The organism is Sphingomonas sp. CCH9-F2 (assembly GCF_001556735.1).
Classification (GTDB): Bacteria; Pseudomonadota; Alphaproteobacteria; order Sphingomonadales; family Sphingomonadaceae; genus Sphingomonas; species Sphingomonas ginsenosidimutans.
In genome coordinates this window covers 1-14,951 of record NZ_LSJO01000717.1, presented here as the reverse complement: position 1 = coordinate 14,951, position 14,951 = coordinate 1, and the positions used below count along the sequence as shown (strand labels likewise).

General features: G+C 69.3%; 16 protein-coding genes. 9 read left to right on the top strand and 7 right to left on the bottom strand.

The window, feature by feature from the left end:
- The first annotated feature begins 15 nt into the window (after positions 1 to 15).
- The 3 genes from rpiA to tal all read left to right on the top strand — a co-directional run bounded on the left by rpiA (position 16) and on the right by tal (position 4,031).
- Entirely contained in the window at positions 16 to 678 is a 663-nt protein-coding gene (gene rpiA / locus AX685_RS20675; RefSeq protein WP_066492245.1) for a ribose-5-phosphate isomerase RpiA, read from the top strand.
- Positions 679 to 747: 69 nt separating this feature from the next.
- Positions 748 to 2,826, top strand: a complete 2,079-nt coding sequence (gene tkt, locus AX685_RS20670; RefSeq protein ID WP_066492242.1) for a transketolase — start codon at positions 748 to 750, stop codon at positions 2,824 to 2,826.
- A 101-nt stretch (positions 2,827 to 2,927) separates the two neighbouring features.
- On the top strand, positions 2,928 to 4,031 hold the full coding sequence (tal, locus tag AX685_RS20665) for a transaldolase (RefSeq protein ID WP_066492239.1): 1,104 nt from the start codon (positions 2,928 to 2,930) through the stop codon (positions 4,029 to 4,031).
- Between the two features lie 130 nt (positions 4,032 to 4,161).
- Here tal and AX685_RS20660 read toward each other — a convergent pair whose 3' ends face one another.
- A complete protein-coding gene (locus AX685_RS20660; protein WP_066492237.1) occupies positions 4,162 to 4,398 on the bottom strand; it encodes a helix-turn-helix domain-containing protein in 237 nt (78 codons plus the stop codon).
- A complete protein-coding gene (locus tag AX685_RS20655; protein ID WP_231792332.1) occupies positions 4,398 to 5,024 on the bottom strand; it encodes a hypothetical protein in 627 nt (208 codons plus the stop codon). Before AX685_RS20655 ends, AX685_RS20660 begins: the two co-directional genes overlap by 1 nt.
- A gap of 85 nt (positions 5,025 to 5,109) precedes the next feature.
- Between AX685_RS20655 and AX685_RS20650 the strand changes: the two genes are divergently transcribed.
- Complete coding sequence (locus AX685_RS20650; protein WP_066492232.1) at positions 5,110 to 5,787, top strand: acyloxyacyl hydrolase; 678 nt, start codon at positions 5,110 to 5,112, stop codon at positions 5,785 to 5,787.
- An 8-nt stretch (positions 5,788 to 5,795) separates the two neighbouring features.
- Here the strand turns inward: AX685_RS20650 and AX685_RS20645 are convergent, their stop codons facing one another.
- The 3 genes from AX685_RS20645 to AX685_RS20635 form a co-directional block, all read right to left on the bottom strand.
- The gene (locus AX685_RS20645; RefSeq protein WP_066492230.1) at positions 5,796 to 6,188 is read right to left on the bottom strand and encodes an acyl-CoA thioesterase; all 393 of its coding nucleotides are present in this window, start codon (positions 6,186 to 6,188) and stop codon (positions 5,796 to 5,798) included.
- Positions 6,185 to 6,748, bottom strand: a complete 564-nt coding sequence (locus AX685_RS20640) for a DedA family protein (RefSeq protein WP_066492228.1) — start codon at positions 6,746 to 6,748, stop codon at positions 6,185 to 6,187. Before AX685_RS20640 ends, AX685_RS20645 begins: the two co-directional genes overlap by 4 nt.
- Positions 6,749 to 7,004: 256 nt before the next feature.
- Positions 7,005 to 9,062 (bottom strand): S9 family peptidase, encoded by a 2,058-nt coding sequence (locus AX685_RS20635; protein WP_066492248.1) that lies wholly within the window; start codon positions 9,060 to 9,062, stop codon positions 7,005 to 7,007.
- Positions 9,063 to 9,120: 58 nt separating this feature from the next.
- Here AX685_RS20635 and gluQRS point away from each other — a divergent pair, with 58 nt between their 5' ends.
- The 5 genes from gluQRS (at position 9,121) to egtD (ending at position 13,141) form a co-directional block, all read left to right on the top strand.
- A complete protein-coding gene (gene gluQRS, locus AX685_RS20630; RefSeq protein ID WP_066492222.1) occupies positions 9,121 to 9,915 on the top strand; it encodes a tRNA glutamyl-Q(34) synthetase GluQRS in 795 nt (264 codons plus the stop codon).
- Between the two features lie 116 nt (positions 9,916 to 10,031).
- A complete protein-coding gene (locus tag AX685_RS20625) occupies positions 10,032 to 10,265 on the top strand; it encodes a twin transmembrane helix small protein (protein WP_066492220.1) in 234 nt (77 codons plus the stop codon).
- 8 nt (positions 10,266 to 10,273) lie between these two features.
- Positions 10,274 to 10,831 (top strand): cob(I)yrinic acid a,c-diamide adenosyltransferase, encoded by a 558-nt coding sequence (locus tag AX685_RS20620; RefSeq protein ID WP_066492218.1) that lies wholly within the window; start codon positions 10,274 to 10,276, stop codon positions 10,829 to 10,831.
- Between the two features lie 53 nt (positions 10,832 to 10,884).
- Positions 10,885 to 12,159 carry an ergothioneine biosynthesis protein EgtB gene (gene egtB / locus AX685_RS20615; protein ID WP_066492215.1) on the top strand — a complete coding sequence of 425 codons (1,275 nt, stop codon included), beginning with the start codon at positions 10,885 to 10,887 and terminating at the stop codon, positions 12,157 to 12,159.
- A 4-nt stretch (positions 12,160 to 12,163) separates the two neighbouring features.
- Entirely contained in the window at positions 12,164 to 13,141 is a 978-nt protein-coding gene (gene egtD / locus AX685_RS20610) for an L-histidine N(alpha)-methyltransferase (protein WP_066492212.1), read from the top strand.
- A gap of 15 nt (positions 13,142 to 13,156) precedes the next feature.
- On the opposite strand, the gene AX685_RS20605 is transcribed toward egtD, so the two are convergent.
- Positions 13,157 to 14,179: a DUF1176 domain-containing protein gene (locus AX685_RS20605; RefSeq protein ID WP_197418751.1), complete on the bottom strand. Its 1,023-nt coding sequence runs from the start codon at positions 14,177 to 14,179 to the stop codon at positions 13,157 to 13,159.
- Positions 14,176 to 14,951: DUF1176 domain-containing protein (locus AX685_RS20600; RefSeq protein ID WP_066492209.1), on the bottom strand; the 776-nt coding region annotated here is incomplete at its 5' end. The genes AX685_RS20600 and AX685_RS20605, both read right to left, overlap by 4 nt.

Below are 14,951 nucleotides of genomic sequence, written 5' to 3'. Positions count from 1 at the left end.
GGGCGGAGGTGTGGTGTGCGCGATGACGACAAGCGGCTGGCAGCCGAGGCGGCGGTGGCGGAGGTGCGTGACGGGATGCTCGTCGGGCTGGGCACCGGATCGACCGTGGCGTTCGCGATCGCGGCGCTGATCGCGCGCGGCGCGCGGATCGAGACGGTGGCGACCAGCATCGACAGCGCGGCGAAGGCGCGTGCCGGCGGGCTGGTGGTGCGCGATTTCGCCGATGTGGCGCGCGTCGACCTGACCATCGACGGCGCGGACGAGGTCGATACGCGGCTGCTGGCGATCAAGGGCGCGGGCGGTGCGATGCTGCGCGAGAAGATCGTCGCGGCGGCGTCCGCGCGGATGGTGGTGATCGCCGACGGATCGAAACGGGTCGCTGCGATCGGCGCGGCGAAGCTGCCGGTCGAGGTGCTGCCGTTCGCGCGCGCCTTCGTCGCCGAGCGGCTGGCGGCGCTGGGCGCGGCGGTGACGGTGCGCGACGGCGTCACCGACAACGGCAATATCGTGCTGGACGCGCGTTTCGGCGCGATCGCCGATCCGGCGGGGCTGGCGCGCGCGATCGACGCCGTTCCCGGTGCGCTGGGGCACGGCCTGTTCCTGTCCGAGGTCGACGCCGCCTATGTCGCCGACGCGGGTGTCGTTACGCGGCTGGAACGCGGCGACGCGAGCCGTTAAGGGGGCCGGGACTCGGCAACCGGCGCCCCGCCGGTGCGTTGGCATGACCATTCCGGATAAGAGGTTTCCATGACCGATACCGCCACCCTGCCTGCGGGCGTTCATGAAGACGGCAGCCCCGAGCGGCTGCAGATCGATACCATCCGCACGCTGTCGATGGACGCGGTGCAGGCGGCCAATTCGGGCCACCCCGGCACGCCGATGGCGCTGGCGCCGGTCGGCTGGACGATCTGGACGCAGTTCCTGCGCTATGACCCCGCGCATGCCGACTGGCCGAACCGGGACCGCTTCGTCCTGTCGGTCGGCCATGCGTCAATGCTGCTCTATTCGCTGCTGTACCTGGCCGGCGTTGAGGAGATCGACGCGGAGGGTAACAAGAGCGGCCAGCCGGCGGTGAGCCTGGACGATATCAAGCAGTTCCGCCAGCTCGGCTCCAAGACGCCGGGCCACCCCGAATATCGCCACACGACGGGGGTGGAGACGACCACCGGGCCGCTGGGCGCGGGCTGCGGCAATTCGGTGGGGATGGCGATCGCGGAGCGCTGGCTGGCGGCGCGCTACAACACGCCGGACTTCGCGCTGTTCGACCATGACGTCTACACGCTGTGCGGCGACGGCGACATGATGGAGGGCGTCAGCGCCGAGGCCGCGTCGCTGGCCGGGCACCTGAAGCTGTCGAACCTGTGCTGGATCTATGACAGCAACCACATCTCGATCGAGGGCGGCACCGACCTGGCGTTCGACGAGGATGTCGGCAAGCGCTTCGAGGCCTATGGCTGGAACGTCATCCATGTCGACGACGCCAATGACGTCAGCGCGCTGACCGCCGCGATCCAGGCGTTCCGCGATGAGCAGGACCGCCCGACGATGATCGTCGTCCATTCGGTGATCGGCTGGGGTTCCCCGCGCGCCGGCACGGAAAAGGCGCATGGCGAGCCGCTAGGCGCGGAGAATATCGTCAAGACCAAGGAAGCGTACGGCTGGCCGACCGACAAGGACTTCTACGTCCCCGACGGCGTCAAGGAAGCGTTCGGCGCGGCGGTGAAGGACCGCGGCGGCGCGGCGCGCGACGCCTGGGTCGCGCTGTTCGACCGCTATCGCGCCGCGCATCCCGACAAGGCGGCCGAGCTGGACGCGATGTGGAAGGACGAGCTGCCCGAGGGCTGGGACAGCGAGATCCCGGTGTTCGAGGCCGACGACAAGGGTGTCGCCAGCCGCGACGCGGGCGGCAAGGTGCTGAACGCGATCGCGAAGAAGGTGCCGTGGCTGCTGGGCGGATCGGCCGATCTGGCGCCTTCGACCAAGACCGACATCAAGGGCGCGGCATCGTTCGAGGCGGATAACTACGCCGGCAGCAATTTCCACTTCGGCGTGCGCGAACATGCGATGGGCGCGGTGGTGAACGGCATGTCGCTGTCGCACCTGCGCGGCTATGGCTCCACCTTCCTCGTCTTCCTTGATTACATGCGCGCGCCGGTGCGGCTGGCGGCGTTGATGGAGCTGGGCTCGGTGTTCGTGTTCACGCACGATTCGATCGGCGTGGGCGAGGACGGGCCGACCCATCAGCCGATCGAGCATCTGGCGACGATGCGCGCGATCCCCGGGCTCGACACGATCCGCCCGTGCGACGCCAACGAAGTCGCCGCGGCATGGCGCGCGGTGATGAAGGACGCGGGCACGCCCACCGCGCTGGTGCTGTCGCGCCAGGCGCTGCCGACGCTGGACCGCAGCAAATATGCCGGTGCCGAGGGGCTGGAGAAGGGCGCCTATGTGCTGGCCGACAGTGATGGTACGCCGGACGTGATCCTGATCGCGACCGGATCCGAAGTCGCGCTGGCGGTGAAGGCCTATGAGCAGCTGACCGGCGAGGGCGTGAAGGCGCGTGTCGTGTCGATGCCCAGCTGGCACCGCTACGAAGTGCAGGACGCCGCCTATAAGGAAAGCGTGCTGCCCAAGGCGGTGAAGGCGCGCGTCGCGATCGAGATGGCCGGTTCGCTCGGCTGGGACCGCTATGTCGGCTACGAAGGGCGGCAGATCACCATGTCGACCTTCGGCGCGTCGGCCCCGATCGCCAAGCTGCAGGACAAGTTCGGCTTCACGGTGGCGAATGTCGTGAAGGTGGCGAAGGAAGCGATGGGCGCGAACTGACCCGCCGCCGCTGCGAAAGCGGGCGGGCGACACTATATCGGTTGAGATGACGAACATCGGCCCCGCCCCCCGCGCGGGGCCGAGGGTAACAGGAGATCGGGATGAGCAAGCTGCAGGATCTGAGCAACGCCGGCACCGCGGTGTGGCTGGACTTCGTGGATCGCAAGTTCCTGAACGCCGGCGGGCTGCAGAAGCTGGTCGACGAGGATGGGCTGAGCGGCGTCACCTCCAACCCGACGATCTTCGAAAAAGCGATGGGTTCGGGCGAGGCCTATGACGAGGGCTTCGCCGCGTTCGACAAGGTCAACCCCGGCGCGACCGCGATGGCGCGGTATGAGGCGCAGGCGGTGAAGGACATCCAGGCGGCGTGCGACACGCTGCGCCCCGTTTATGACCGGCTGGACGCCAAGGACGGCTATGTCAGCCTGGAGGTATCCCCCTATCTGGCGATGAAGGGGCCGGAAACCGCCGAGGAGGCCGAGCGGCTGTGGAAGGCGGTGGACCGCCCCAATCTGATGATCAAGATCCCCGGCACCGACGACGGCGTGCGCGCGATCCGCGACACGATCGCCAAGGGGATCAACGTCAACGTCACGCTGCTGTTCTCGATCGCGGCGTATCAGAAGGTCGCGAACGCCTATGTCGAGGGGCTGGAGGAGCGCGCCGAAAAGGGGCTGCCGATCGACCGCATCGCCAGCGTGGCGAGCTTCTTCGTCAGCCGCATCGACAGCAAGATCGACGACAAGATCGATGCCGGCGTCGGCGGGGACGAGGCCAAGGCGCTGAAGGGCAAGGTGGCGATCGCCAACGCCAAGCTGGCCTATGCCTGGTATCAGGAATTCATCGCGTCGGACCGCTGGCAGAAGCTGGCCGCCAAGGGTGCGCAGCCGCAGCGGCTGCTATGGGCATCGACCGGCACCAAGAACCCCGATTACCCCGACACTTTGTACGTTGACGCGCTGATCGGGCCGGAGACGGTCAATACGATGCCCCCCAAGACGATGGACGCGTTCCGCGACCATGGCACCATCGCGCAGACGCTGACCGACGACGTCGCGGGCGCGAGGCAGGTGCTGGCCGATGCCGAGCGGCTGGGGCTGGACCTGGACGGCGTCACCGAGACGCTGGTGGAGGAAGGCGTGGCGAGCTTCGCCAAGTCGTTCGACGACCTGCTGAAGGTGATCGGAGAAAAGCAGCCGGCGTGATCGTGTGCCCGCGGGCGGTGGTTCCCGACCGCCGCCGGTGGTGCGGATACTGTGGATGAGCCGCGCGAAGATGCGAAGGTCATTGCTTCACGCGACGGCGTAGAAGGCGGCGGGTTTGGCGTGAATGCCGTCACTCCCCGCTTTCCGACCGCAGATCGTCGTCGGAAAGCTCGTAAGCAAGAATCTCTCCCGGCTGGCACTCCAAGTAGCGGCAGATCGCCGCCAAAGTGGAGAAGCGTACGCCCTTCACCTTGCCCGACTTGAACAGCGACAGGTTGGATTCGGTGATACCGATCGCCTCGGCGAGTTCCTTCGAACGAACCTTTCGCTTCGCCAGCATGACGTCGAGGTTGACGATCATCGGCATCAGACGAAGCGATCCAGATCGCGTCGCGCTTCCAGCGCCGCTTCCACCGCCCAGATCGCGGCGTAAGCGGCAAGGGCGAGCAGCAGCCCGCCGGCGATCGGCGCGAGCGTGACCGTCGTCACGACCTGAAAGCCGGATGGCGTGCCCGGCGACAGCCATGTTTCCAGCGCACTTTCGTAGACGGGGCCGGCGAGCGCCCAGACGATCGCTGCCAGCGATGCGTAGCGTAGCCATGGCAATGCCCGTTCCAGCGTGTCGACGCCGGTGCCACCCAGCCGCCGCAATGCCACGCCGATGCTGCCAAGCAGCACCATGAATGGCAGCAGGTCGATCGCCCTGATCGCCGCCAGCCCGGCGCGCACATCGGCCCGCGCGGCGTAGGTTTCCAATCGGGCACGGGCGCGGGGCGATTCCTCGATGCCGGCCCGGGTTTCTTCCGGCAGCAGCGCCGTCGCGCTTGCTTTCCAGACACAGCCATAGCCGCCACCGCAGATCGGTGTCGCGCCCGGCGTCAGTCCGGCGAACGCGATCACGATCGGCATCACCGCCGCCGCCAACAGGAACATCATACCCGCCCAGCGGCACAGGCGTGCCTTTCCCGCAGGTAGAAAATAGCCGTCTGTCATCAATATCTTTCTGTTTGACAGAAATTCGTTGCTATCTTACGCCATTTCCGGCGGGCGGGCGACGCCTGTTTGAAGGGGCAGTTACATGATCGGTGCATGGAAACGCGCGCTTGGCGCGGCGATGGCGTTCGTCTCGACGACAGCGGTGGCGAAGGAGCGCGCCGGCCCGATGGACGATCCGGCGCTTTCGGCGCGGCCGGAAATCGCGGTCGGCGCTTTCGACCATGGTTCCAATTTCCACCCGCTGGGCGACAAGCTGTTTGCGCCCGCGACGCCGGCGGGCGTGCTGTATGAAGGCGAGGAGGAATATGGCACCGCCGACATCCAGCTTTCGTATCGCTCCGCCCCCATACGCTTCGTTCTGAAGCCGCGCGTCACCGCCAAGGTGCAGATCAACACCGCCGGACGCACCCATTTTGCGAGCCTGGGCGCGGAATGGCGCCAGCATGCGCTTGGCGACCGGATCTATGGTCAGATCGGCATCGGCGTGACCGTGCATGACGGCTATCGCTTCACCCCGGATCCGTTCGCGCCGGGCATTTCCGACGCCGAGGCGCGGCGACGCTACGACATCTATCGCAGGCGCACGTCGTGGGGATCGCGCGTGCTGTTCAATCCCAATGCCGCGATCGGCGTGCGGCTGAACCGGCGCTGGGCCGCCGAACTGGCGTGGGAGCATTTCAGCCACCGCCGGATCTTTTCGGACACCAACCCCGGTATCGACACGCTGGGCATCCGGCTGGTGCGCAGGCTGGGCCGGTAACCCCCCGCTCACCCCGCCATGAACGGCGCGGCGATGTCCGGGCGGACGCGGAGCAGGCGGCCGGTGGCGCGGTCGAGGAGTGCCCAGGTGGTGATCGCCTCCACCCGGATGCGACCGTCGGAGCCGGTGAAGCGGACGTGGCGGTCGAAGCGGGCGCCGCGCGGCGGCGCCGGAACCCAGGTTTCGCCGGTCACCGTCTCCCCCTCCGCCACGTTGCCGCGATAGTCGATTTCGTGGCGGGTCACGACCCACACCAGCGCCGCGCGATGTTCGGGCGGGGCGACCGCATCCCAGTGGGCAACCGCCAGTTCCTGGATCCAGCGCACCCAGACGGCATTGTTGACGTGCCCCAGTTCGTCGATGTCGCCCGCGGCGGCGGTGAAGCGTTGCTGGAAGGTCATCGCGCACGGCTCCTTTGCCGGTAGATCAGCGCCGCGGCCAGCCCGGCGGCGACGATGCCGCCGACCAGCCACCACAGCCGCGGCCCTTGCGTCAACCGGCCGACCAGCGCCTCGAACGCATGGCCGAACCAATAGCCGATCGAACAGAAGATGATGCCCCAGCTGATCGCGGACACCGCATTGACCGCCGCGAACAGTCGCGGCGCCACGGCGGTGGTGCCGATCGCGATCGGGCTGATCGTGCGGAAGCCGTAGAGGAAGCGGAAGGCGAAGATGAAGCCGACCGGGTGTCGCTCCAGCATCGCCAGCGCGCGCGCGAACGCCGGCCTGGCACGCGCAGCGGCGACCCAGCGATGGTCGCGCATCCGTCGCCCGGCGAAGAACCACGCCTGATCCGCGCAGAACGACCCGGTGGCCGCGGCGATCATCGCGGCCCACAGTGGGAAATATTGCTGGTGCGCCAGCACGCCGCCGGCGACGACCGCGGCCTCCCCCTCCAGCGCGGCACCCGCGAACAGCGCGGCGAGGCCGTATTTCGCGACGATCGCCTCGATCGTCATGCGCGCGGCGCCGGTGCGGACGGGGTCGCAACCGGTGCGAAACGCGCAACACACCCGTCACCCCGGACCGGTTCCGGGGTCCACGGTTCCGCGCCACCGACGGCGTGCGCGTCTGCGGCGCGGTGGATGCCGGAACACGTCCGGCATGACGGAGGCGGGTATCGCCGCGGTCCGCACCGGTTCCGAAGTCGCCGGTATCGCACGCCCGGCGACGGTGCGGCGCGCCGCACCTCGGCAGGACGGCGGGGGGCGTGGATCACCCCTCGATACCCAGCTGCCACAGCACGAAGGCGTGTTCCTCCGCCGCCTCGCGCAGGCTCTCGAAGCGGCCGGACTTGCCGCCGTGGCCGGCGCCCATGTTGGTCTTGAGCAGCAGGACGTTGTCGTCGGTCTTGGTCGCGCGCAGCTTCGCAGCCCATTTGGCCGGTTCCCAATAGGTGACGCGCGGGTCGTTGAGGCCGCCGGAGATGAACAGCGGGGGATAATCCTGCGCCGTCACGTTGTCGTAGGGCGAATAGCTGCGGATCAGCTCGAACGCTTCCCGGTCCTCGATCGGATTGCCCCATTCGGGCCATTCGCCCGGGGTCAGCGGCAGGGTTTCGTCGAGCATCGTGTTGAGGACGTCGACGAACGGCACGTCGGCGATCACCGCGCCCCACAGGTCGGGATCGGAATTGACCACCGCGCCCATCAACTCGCCCCCGGCCGAGCGCCCCGCGATCGCGATTCGCCCCGCGCTGGTCCAGCCGTCCGCGACCAACCCGCGCGCCACATCGACAAAATCGGTGAAGGTGTTGGTGCGCTTTTCCAGCTTGCCGTCGTGATACCATTGCTGGCCCAGATCGTCGCCGCCGCGGATATGCGCGATGGCATAGGCGAAGCCGCGGTCGAGCAGGCTGAGCCGCCCGGTCGAGAAGCCCGGCGGGATCGCATGGCCGTAGGCGCCATAGGCATAGAGGAACAGCGGGCGCGACCCGTCGCGCGGAAAGCCGGCGGGATAGACGATCGACACCGGGATCGCGGTGCCATCACGCGCGGGGATCGTCAGCCGTTCGGTGGCGTAGCGCGCGGCGTCATAGCCGCACGGAATCTCCTGCACCTTCAGCACCGTCAGCGCGCCGGTGGCGGTGTCGTAATCGTAGACGGTGCCGGGGGTGACCATCGATTCATAACCGAGGCGGATCACACTCTGGTCATATTCGGGATTGTCGCCGGTGCCGGCGGTGTAGCTCGCCTCCGGGAAGGGAATGCGGCGCGCGGGGACGGCGGGGTCGTAGGAATGCAGCTCGATCTGGTCCAGCCCGTCCTCGCGCCCCTCCACCACGAAGAAGTCGCGGAAACATTCCACCCCGGTCATGTAGAAACGCTGGCTGGGCGCGATCCGCTCGGTCCATTCGCCGGGCGACGCGATCGGCGCGGTGACCAGCCGCCACATCGGATCGGTATCGTTGGTGTGGATGAACAGCGTGTCGTCGTGGGTATCGACGTCATATTCGCGCCCCGCCAGCCGCGGCGCGACCAGGATCGGTTCGGCGAAGGGATCGGCGGCGGGCAGCAGCCGCACCTCGCTGGTGACGTGATCGCCGGTGCCGATGACGATCCAGCGCCGGTCGCTGGTTTCCCCCACCGCGACGCGATAGCCCTCGTCCGCCTCGTGATAGAGTTCGACGTCCTGCGCCGGATCGGTGCCCAGCCGGTGGAAGCGCGCATTGTCGGTGCGCCATTCCTTGTTGGCGAGGCCATAGAGGAAGCCGCTGTCGTCCGCCGCCCAGACGATGTCGGACAGCATCCCCGGAATGACGTCGGACAGCAGCGCGCCGGTGGTCAGATCCTTCACATGGATGGTGAAGCGTTCCGAGCCGTTGTCGTCGATCGCATAGGCGAGCTTCGTCGCGTCGTTCGACACCGCGAACGCGCCGAGGCGGAAATATTCCTTCCCCGCCGCCAGCGCCGGTTCGTCGAGCAGCAACTCGTCGGCGCCGCCCGCGACCGGGCGCCGCCACCACAGGCGATACTGGCCGCCGGTTTCGAACGCGGTCCAGTAGAGATAGTCGCCATCCTTTTGCGGCACGGAGGATTCGTCCTCCTTGATGCGTGCCTTCATCTCTTCGTACAGGCGATCGACCAAAGGGCGGTGCGGCGCCATCTGTGCCTCGAAATAGTCGTTCTCCGCCTCCAGATAGGCGAGCACGTCCGGGTCGGTGACGTCGGGATAGTTCGGATCCTTCAGCCACGCCCAGGGATCGTCGATGGTGATGCCGTGGGCGGTGAAGGAATGCGGGCGCTGCGGCGCGATCGGGGGGGTAAGCGTCATGCCCCGCGTGATAGCCGCGGACTTGATCGCGGGTCCATGCCCGCGCACATCGCCGGTCATGATCGTCACCCGTTTCGCCCCGTCGCCCACCGGGCGGCTGCACATGGGCCACGCCGTGTCCGCGATCCTGGCGCACGATATGGCGCGCGAGGGCGGCGGGCGGTTCCTGCTGAGGATCGAGGATATCGACGGGACGCGCAGCCGCGACGAGCATGTCGCGACGATCCTGGACGACCTGACGTGGCTAGGGCTGGCATGGGACGGGCCGGTGGTGCGCCAGTCGGCGCGGCTGGACCGGTATGCCGCGGTGCTGGAGCGGCTGCGCGGGATGGGGCTGCTCTACCGCTGCTATTGTACCCGCGCGGAGATCGCCGGGGCGATGAGCGCGCCGCACGGGCCGGTGGCGGTCTATCCGGGGACCTGCCGCGGCGCGGATGAGCGCGACGCGCCGCATTGCTGGCGGATCGACATGGCCGCGGCGGTGGCGCGCGTGGGGGCGCTGGCCTTCACCGACCATGGGCGGACGATCGCGGCCGATCCGCTGGCGCAGGGCGACGTGGTGCTGGCACGCAAGGATGCACCGGCCAGCTATCACCTGGCGGTGACGGTGGACGACGCCGCGCAGGGGGTGACCGACGTGGTGCGCGGGCGCGACCTGTTCGAGGCGACGCACATCCACCGGTTGCTGCAGGCGCTGCTGGACCTGCCGGTGCCGCGTTACCACCACCACGCGCTGCTGACCGGCGCGGACGGGGAGCGGCTGGCCAAGCGCCACGGCGCGCCGACGCTGGCGGCGATGCGCGCGGCCGGCGAGGACGGGCGCGCGGTGGCGGCGCGGTTGCGGGGGAGGTAGCGGGTCGGCGGGCATGGTTCTGCTTGGCCCTGGGTTGCGGCGTTCGCCGGAACGCAGGTAACGGGTGGCCGATACGGCGCATTGCCCCACCGGCCCGCGCGTCCTACATTCGGCGCATGAACACGTTCCTCGTCATCCTGCTGATCGCGGCGATGATCGCCACGGTGGTCGCGCTGGTGCGCGGCATCGTCTCGTTCCTTCAGGAAGCGTCGGCGGAGGCGCGCGGGACCGGGGCCGGGCCGACCGCGGCGCAGCTGAAATCAAACCGCATGATGCAGATGCGCGTCTTCTTCCAGGCGCTGGCGGTGTTGATCGTGGTGGTCATCCTGTTCGCGGCCGGGCGCACCTGACGCGGGGCATGGTCAAGCTGAACCGTATCTACACCCGGACCGGCGATGCCGGGACGACCGGGCTGGTCGACGGCAGCCGCGTGGCCAAGCATGACGCGCGGATGCAGGCGATCGGCGACGTCGATGAAGCGAACAGCGTCATCGGCGTTGCGATCGCATCGCTGCCCGAGGGCGAGGTGACGCGCGAGCTGTCGCGGGTGCAGAACGACCTGTTCGATCTGGGCGCCGACCTGGCCACGCCGGGCGAGGATTTCACGCCGTCCGAGATGGTGTTGCGCGTCGTGCCGGCACAGGTCGCGCGGCTGGAGGCGGCGATCGACGCGCTCAATGCCGAACTGCCGCCGCTGACCAGCTTCATCCTGCCGGGCGGCGCGGCGGCGGCGCTGCATGTCGCGCGCGCGACGGTGCGGCGCGCGGAACGATCGGCCGTGGCGATGGGCGATGCGGCCAATCCGCAGGCGCTGGCGTACCTCAACCGCCTGTCGGACTACCTTTTTGTCGCATGCCGGCACGTGAACAAAAATGCCGGTGGCGACGTTTTGTGGGTAGCAGGGGCCAACCGCTGACGCGCGGCTGATCTTCTGCATGCCGGGATGGCCGGCGCGCGGGAGACGGATCGATGGAAGCGCAGCGACACGCAACGGCAGGGTACGCCGATCAGGATGCCCGTGCCCTTTCCGCACGCTATCGCGATGTCCGTGCGCTGATGCTGGCGCTGGCCGCGCCGCTGTCCGACGCCGATGCGACGGTACAGTCGATGGACGATGCGTCGCCCGCCAAATGGCACCTGGCGCATACGACCTGGTTCTTCGAGACGTTCGTGCTGCGCGATCATGTGCCGGATTACCGGCTGCACGACGAACGCTTCCCGTTCCTGTTCAACAGCTATTACGAGGCGGAGGGGCGCCGGCACGCGCGCGGACGGCGCGGGATGGTGACACGCCCGACGCTGGACGAGGTGCGGGCCTATCGCGCGGCGGTGGACGCGGGCGTGCTCGCGGCAATCGACACGCTGCCGCCGGCGGCGCGCGCGCTGGTGGCGCTGGGGTGCCATCACGAGGAGCAGCACCAGGAACTGCTGGTCACCGACATGCTGCACCTGTTTTCCGAAAACCCGCTGGAGCCGGCGGTCTGGCCGGCCGCGCCCAAGGTGCCGGTGGCGATGCCGGGGCCGATCGGATGGATCGCACGCGACGAGGGCGTGGTGGAGATCGGCCATGCCGGTGACGGCTTCGCGTTCGATTGCGAGGGGCCGCGCCACCGCGCGCTGGTGCCCGCGCATGCGATCGCCGACCGCACCGTGAGCAACGGCGAGTGGGCCGCGTTCATCGCCGATGGCGGTTATCGCGATGCGCGCTGGTGGCTGTCGGACGGCTGGGCATGGGTGCAGCGCGAGGGCATCGAGGCGCCGCTGTACTGGGAAAGGCGCGACGGCGTGTGGACGCGCTTCGGGCTGGACGGGCGGCGCGTGGTCGATCCGGCGGCGCCGGTGACGCATGTCAGCTTCTTCGAGGCGGACGCCTATGCCAGCTGGGCGGGCGCGCGCTTGCCGACCGAGTTCGAATGGGAAGCCGCCGCCGCCGCGCATGACGCCGCGGGGGGCAACCAGCTGGATATGGCCGGCGCGATCGAGCCGCGTCCGTCGACCGGCGGGCCGGCGTTCTTCGGCGACGTGTGGGAATGGACCGGATCGGCGTACCGCCCCTATCCCGGCTTTCGTGCCGCCGACGGCGCGGTCGGCGAATATAACGGCAAGTTCATGAGCGGGCAGTTCGTGCTGCGCGGCGGTAGCTGCGCGACGCCGCGCGGCCATGCGCGGCCCAGCTACCGCAATTTCTTCTACCCCCATCAACGCTGGCAGTTCACCGGCGTGCGCCTGGCAAAGGACCTGTGACGCGATGCTGAAGCCCGAGATCGAGGATGGCCAGACCCGGCTGGCCGACCCGCAATTCCGCGCCGACGTGCTGGCGGGGCTGGCGCGCCGCCCGCGCGCGATCCCGGCGCGCTGGTTCTACGACCATCGCGGGTCGCAATTGTTCGAACGCATCACCGAGCTGCCCGAATATTATCCGACGCGCACCGAAACCGCGCTGCTGCACGCGATGTGCGGCGACCTGCGCGAGATGGTGGGCACCGGGCGCGCGGTGGTGGAATTCGGATCGGGATCGTCGACCAAGACGCCGATCGTACTCGAATGCCTGGCACCGGGCGCCTATGTGCCGATCGACATTTCGGGCGATTTCCTGCGCGAATCGGTGCGCCCGCTGGCGCAGCGGTTTCCGGAACTGCTGATCCTGCCGTTCGAGGCGGATTTCACCCGCCCGCTGACGTTGCCGCGCACGATCGAGGACATGCCCAAGCTGGGGTTCTTCCCAGGATCGACGATCGGGAACCTGATTCCGCTGGCGGCGATCGACCTGTTGCGGGCGATGCGCGCGTCGCTGAAGGAAGGCGCGATGCTGCTGATCGGGATGGACCGGATCAAGGGGGAGGACGTGCTGGTCCCGGCCTATGACGATGCGGCGGGGGTGACGGCGGCGTTCAACCTGAATCTGCTGGAGCGGATCAACCGCGAACTGGACGGGACGATCCCGGTCGAGGCGTTCCGCCACAAGGCGGTGTGGAACGACGATCGCGCGCGGATCGAGATGCATCTGGAGGCGACAGAGGATGCCGCGTTCGAGGTGGAGGGGCGCGCGTTCGACATCGCCGCGGGCGAGACGATCCACACCGAGAACAGCCACAAATACGGCCCCCGCGACGCGCGCATCCTGCTGCGCGCGGGCGGATGGACGCCGGTGCGCGAATGGACCGATCCCGACGGGCGGTTCGCGGTAATCCTGGCGGAGGCGCAGGCGGAGCGGCCCGCACCCTGACCGGCGATCAGCCGTTCAGTTGACGGCCACGCGTGCGCGCCAGGTGGTGATATAGTCGTAAGCGCCGCGGCATTCGCCCATCTGCGCCTGTTCGACCAGCCGGAAGCGTGCGCCGTCCCAGGCGAACGCCTGTCGCGACCCGCAATCGCCCAGCCCGCGCCCGCGCACGAACGAGGTGAGGCGGCGGGTGCGCGCGTCCCAGTCGCCGTTGACGACCTGATTGACGGGCGAATCGCCGAACGTGGCGGGCGCGTCGAGGACGGCGGGCGCGGGCTTGCCCTTGTCACCGGCGACGAACAGGCTGGTGTAGATATTGTAGGCGCCGTTGCCGCACGGATGCTCGATCGCGATCAGCGAGTGGGTGGCGTCGAGCCGGTACGACTTCGGCTTCACCGGGCCGATCGCATATTGGCACGACGCATTATCGCGCCCGATCAGTTGCGCGGCCTCTTTGGGCGAAATGGTGCGCGGCGGCGCGACCAGCGCGGGCGCCTGGCGGATCACCGGCAACGGCGGGACCGGCGGCACCGCGGTGGCCGGACGCGCGCCGGGGCGAACCAGCGCGGTGCGGGTGCCGACGCGTTGCTGCGCCTCGTCCACCGCCAGCAGGCTGGCCGACAGCCCCGCCAGCGACGCGCGCGCCAGCGTGCGTCCGCGCGCGTCGCTCAACGTCGCCTGCCGCCCGCCGAGCAAGGCGGCGCGGATCGCGCCCTCGAACGGCAGCGCCAGCCCGGCGCCCTTGCCGGGGGCGACGATCTGCGCCACCGGCGTGCCATCGACCGCGAACGACAGGCGTACGCCCGCCGCGACCGCATCGGGCACCGGCACCTGCAGCTGCGCGGGCGCCGACGCCGCGCCATCGCGGCGCAGCACCAGCATCAGATAGCCGTCGCCGTCCGCATCATCGGGCACCAGCGCCACCGCCTGGCACGCGCGCTGGTTGTCGCAGCCCATGATCCAGTCGGTGAAGGTGCGCAGGTCGCCGGGCGCGTGCGCGGCGGCGGGGGCGAACAGCAGCAGCGCGAGCGGCGCGATCATCGCCGCACCACGCGCGCGCGCCACAGCGACAGGAATTCCGGATTGCCGCGACATTCGCGCATCTCGTTCTGGTCGGTCAGTCGTAGCATGGCCCCATCCCATACGAACGCCTGCGACAGGCCGCAGTCGCCCAGTCCCCGGCCCTTCGCATAGCTGCTCAGGACGCCGCCGTCGAATGCCGCGTTGACGAGGCTGGGCACCGGCGTTTCCGGGTCCGCGCCGGTAGCGGCGAAGCCCGCGGGCGCATCGACCCGCGCGGGCGCGGCCTTGCCGTCGCGCACGACGAACAATGCCTGCACCTCGTTATAGGCGCCCATCGAACAGGGCAGCAGCACCAGCGTCGCGCCGCCGCCCAGCGCGTGCGCCTCGGCGGTCCAGGGTTCGCCATCGGGGCGCTTCGTCTCGCATCGGCCGGTCGCCTGCATCGCGGCGAGCAGCGAAGGCGTGATCGTCGCGGCGCGCCCGCCCGGCGCGGCGGCGACCACCACCGGCAGCGCGGGGGCGGCGGGGACGCGCGCGGGTGGCGCGGCACCCCTGGCCACTGCGGCGGTGACGGTGCCGACGCGCCCCTGGCGGTCGTCGATATAGCGCAGCGCCGCCGACGCGCCCGCCAGCGACACGTCGCCCAGCGCCGCCCCGCCGCCGCCGCGCACCTGCATCGCGCGGCCGTTGGCCATCGCCGCGACGACCGCAGCGGCGCGCGCGCCGGTCAGCCCGTCACCGGCGAGCGCGAAGCGGCGCCCGTCGACGACGATCGCGGCGGGCGCGGGCT

Coding starts and splice junctions, on each gene's coding strand:
- tkt (WP_066492242.1), top strand. CDS start 748: ATGACCGATACCGCCACCCTGCCTGCGGGCGTTCATGAAGACGGCAGC.
- tal (WP_066492239.1), top strand. CDS start 2,928: ATGAGCAAGCTGCAGGATCTGAGCAACGCCGGCACCGCGGTGTGGCTG.
- AX685_RS20660 (WP_066492237.1), bottom strand. CDS start 4,398: ATGCCGATGATCGTCAACCTCGACGTCATGCTGGCGAAGCGAAAGGTT.
- AX685_RS20655 (WP_231792332.1), bottom strand. CDS start 5,024: ATGACAGACGGCTATTTTCTACCTGCGGGAAAGGCACGCCTGTGCCGC.
- AX685_RS20650 (WP_066492232.1), top strand. CDS start 5,110: ATGATCGGTGCATGGAAACGCGCGCTTGGCGCGGCGATGGCGTTCGTC.
- AX685_RS20645 (WP_066492230.1), bottom strand. CDS start 6,188: ATGACCTTCCAGCAACGCTTCACCGCCGCCGCGGGCGACATCGACGAA.
- AX685_RS20640 (WP_066492228.1), bottom strand. CDS start 6,748: ATGACGATCGAGGCGATCGTCGCGAAATACGGCCTCGCCGCGCTGTTC.
- AX685_RS20635 (WP_066492248.1), bottom strand. CDS start 9,062: ATGACGCTTACCCCCCCGATCGCGCCGCAGCGCCCGCATTCCTTCACC.
- gluQRS (WP_066492222.1), top strand. CDS start 9,121: ATGATCGTCACCCGTTTCGCCCCGTCGCCCACCGGGCGGCTGCACATG.
- AX685_RS20625 (WP_066492220.1), top strand. CDS start 10,032: ATGAACACGTTCCTCGTCATCCTGCTGATCGCGGCGATGATCGCCACG.
- AX685_RS20620 (WP_066492218.1), top strand. CDS start 10,274: ATGGTCAAGCTGAACCGTATCTACACCCGGACCGGCGATGCCGGGACG.
- egtB (WP_066492215.1), top strand. CDS start 10,885: ATGGAAGCGCAGCGACACGCAACGGCAGGGTACGCCGATCAGGATGCC.
- egtD (WP_066492212.1), top strand. CDS start 12,164: ATGCTGAAGCCCGAGATCGAGGATGGCCAGACCCGGCTGGCCGACCCG.
- AX685_RS20605 (WP_197418751.1), bottom strand. CDS start 14,179: ATGATCGCGCCGCTCGCGCTGCTGCTGTTCGCCCCCGCCGCCGCGCAC.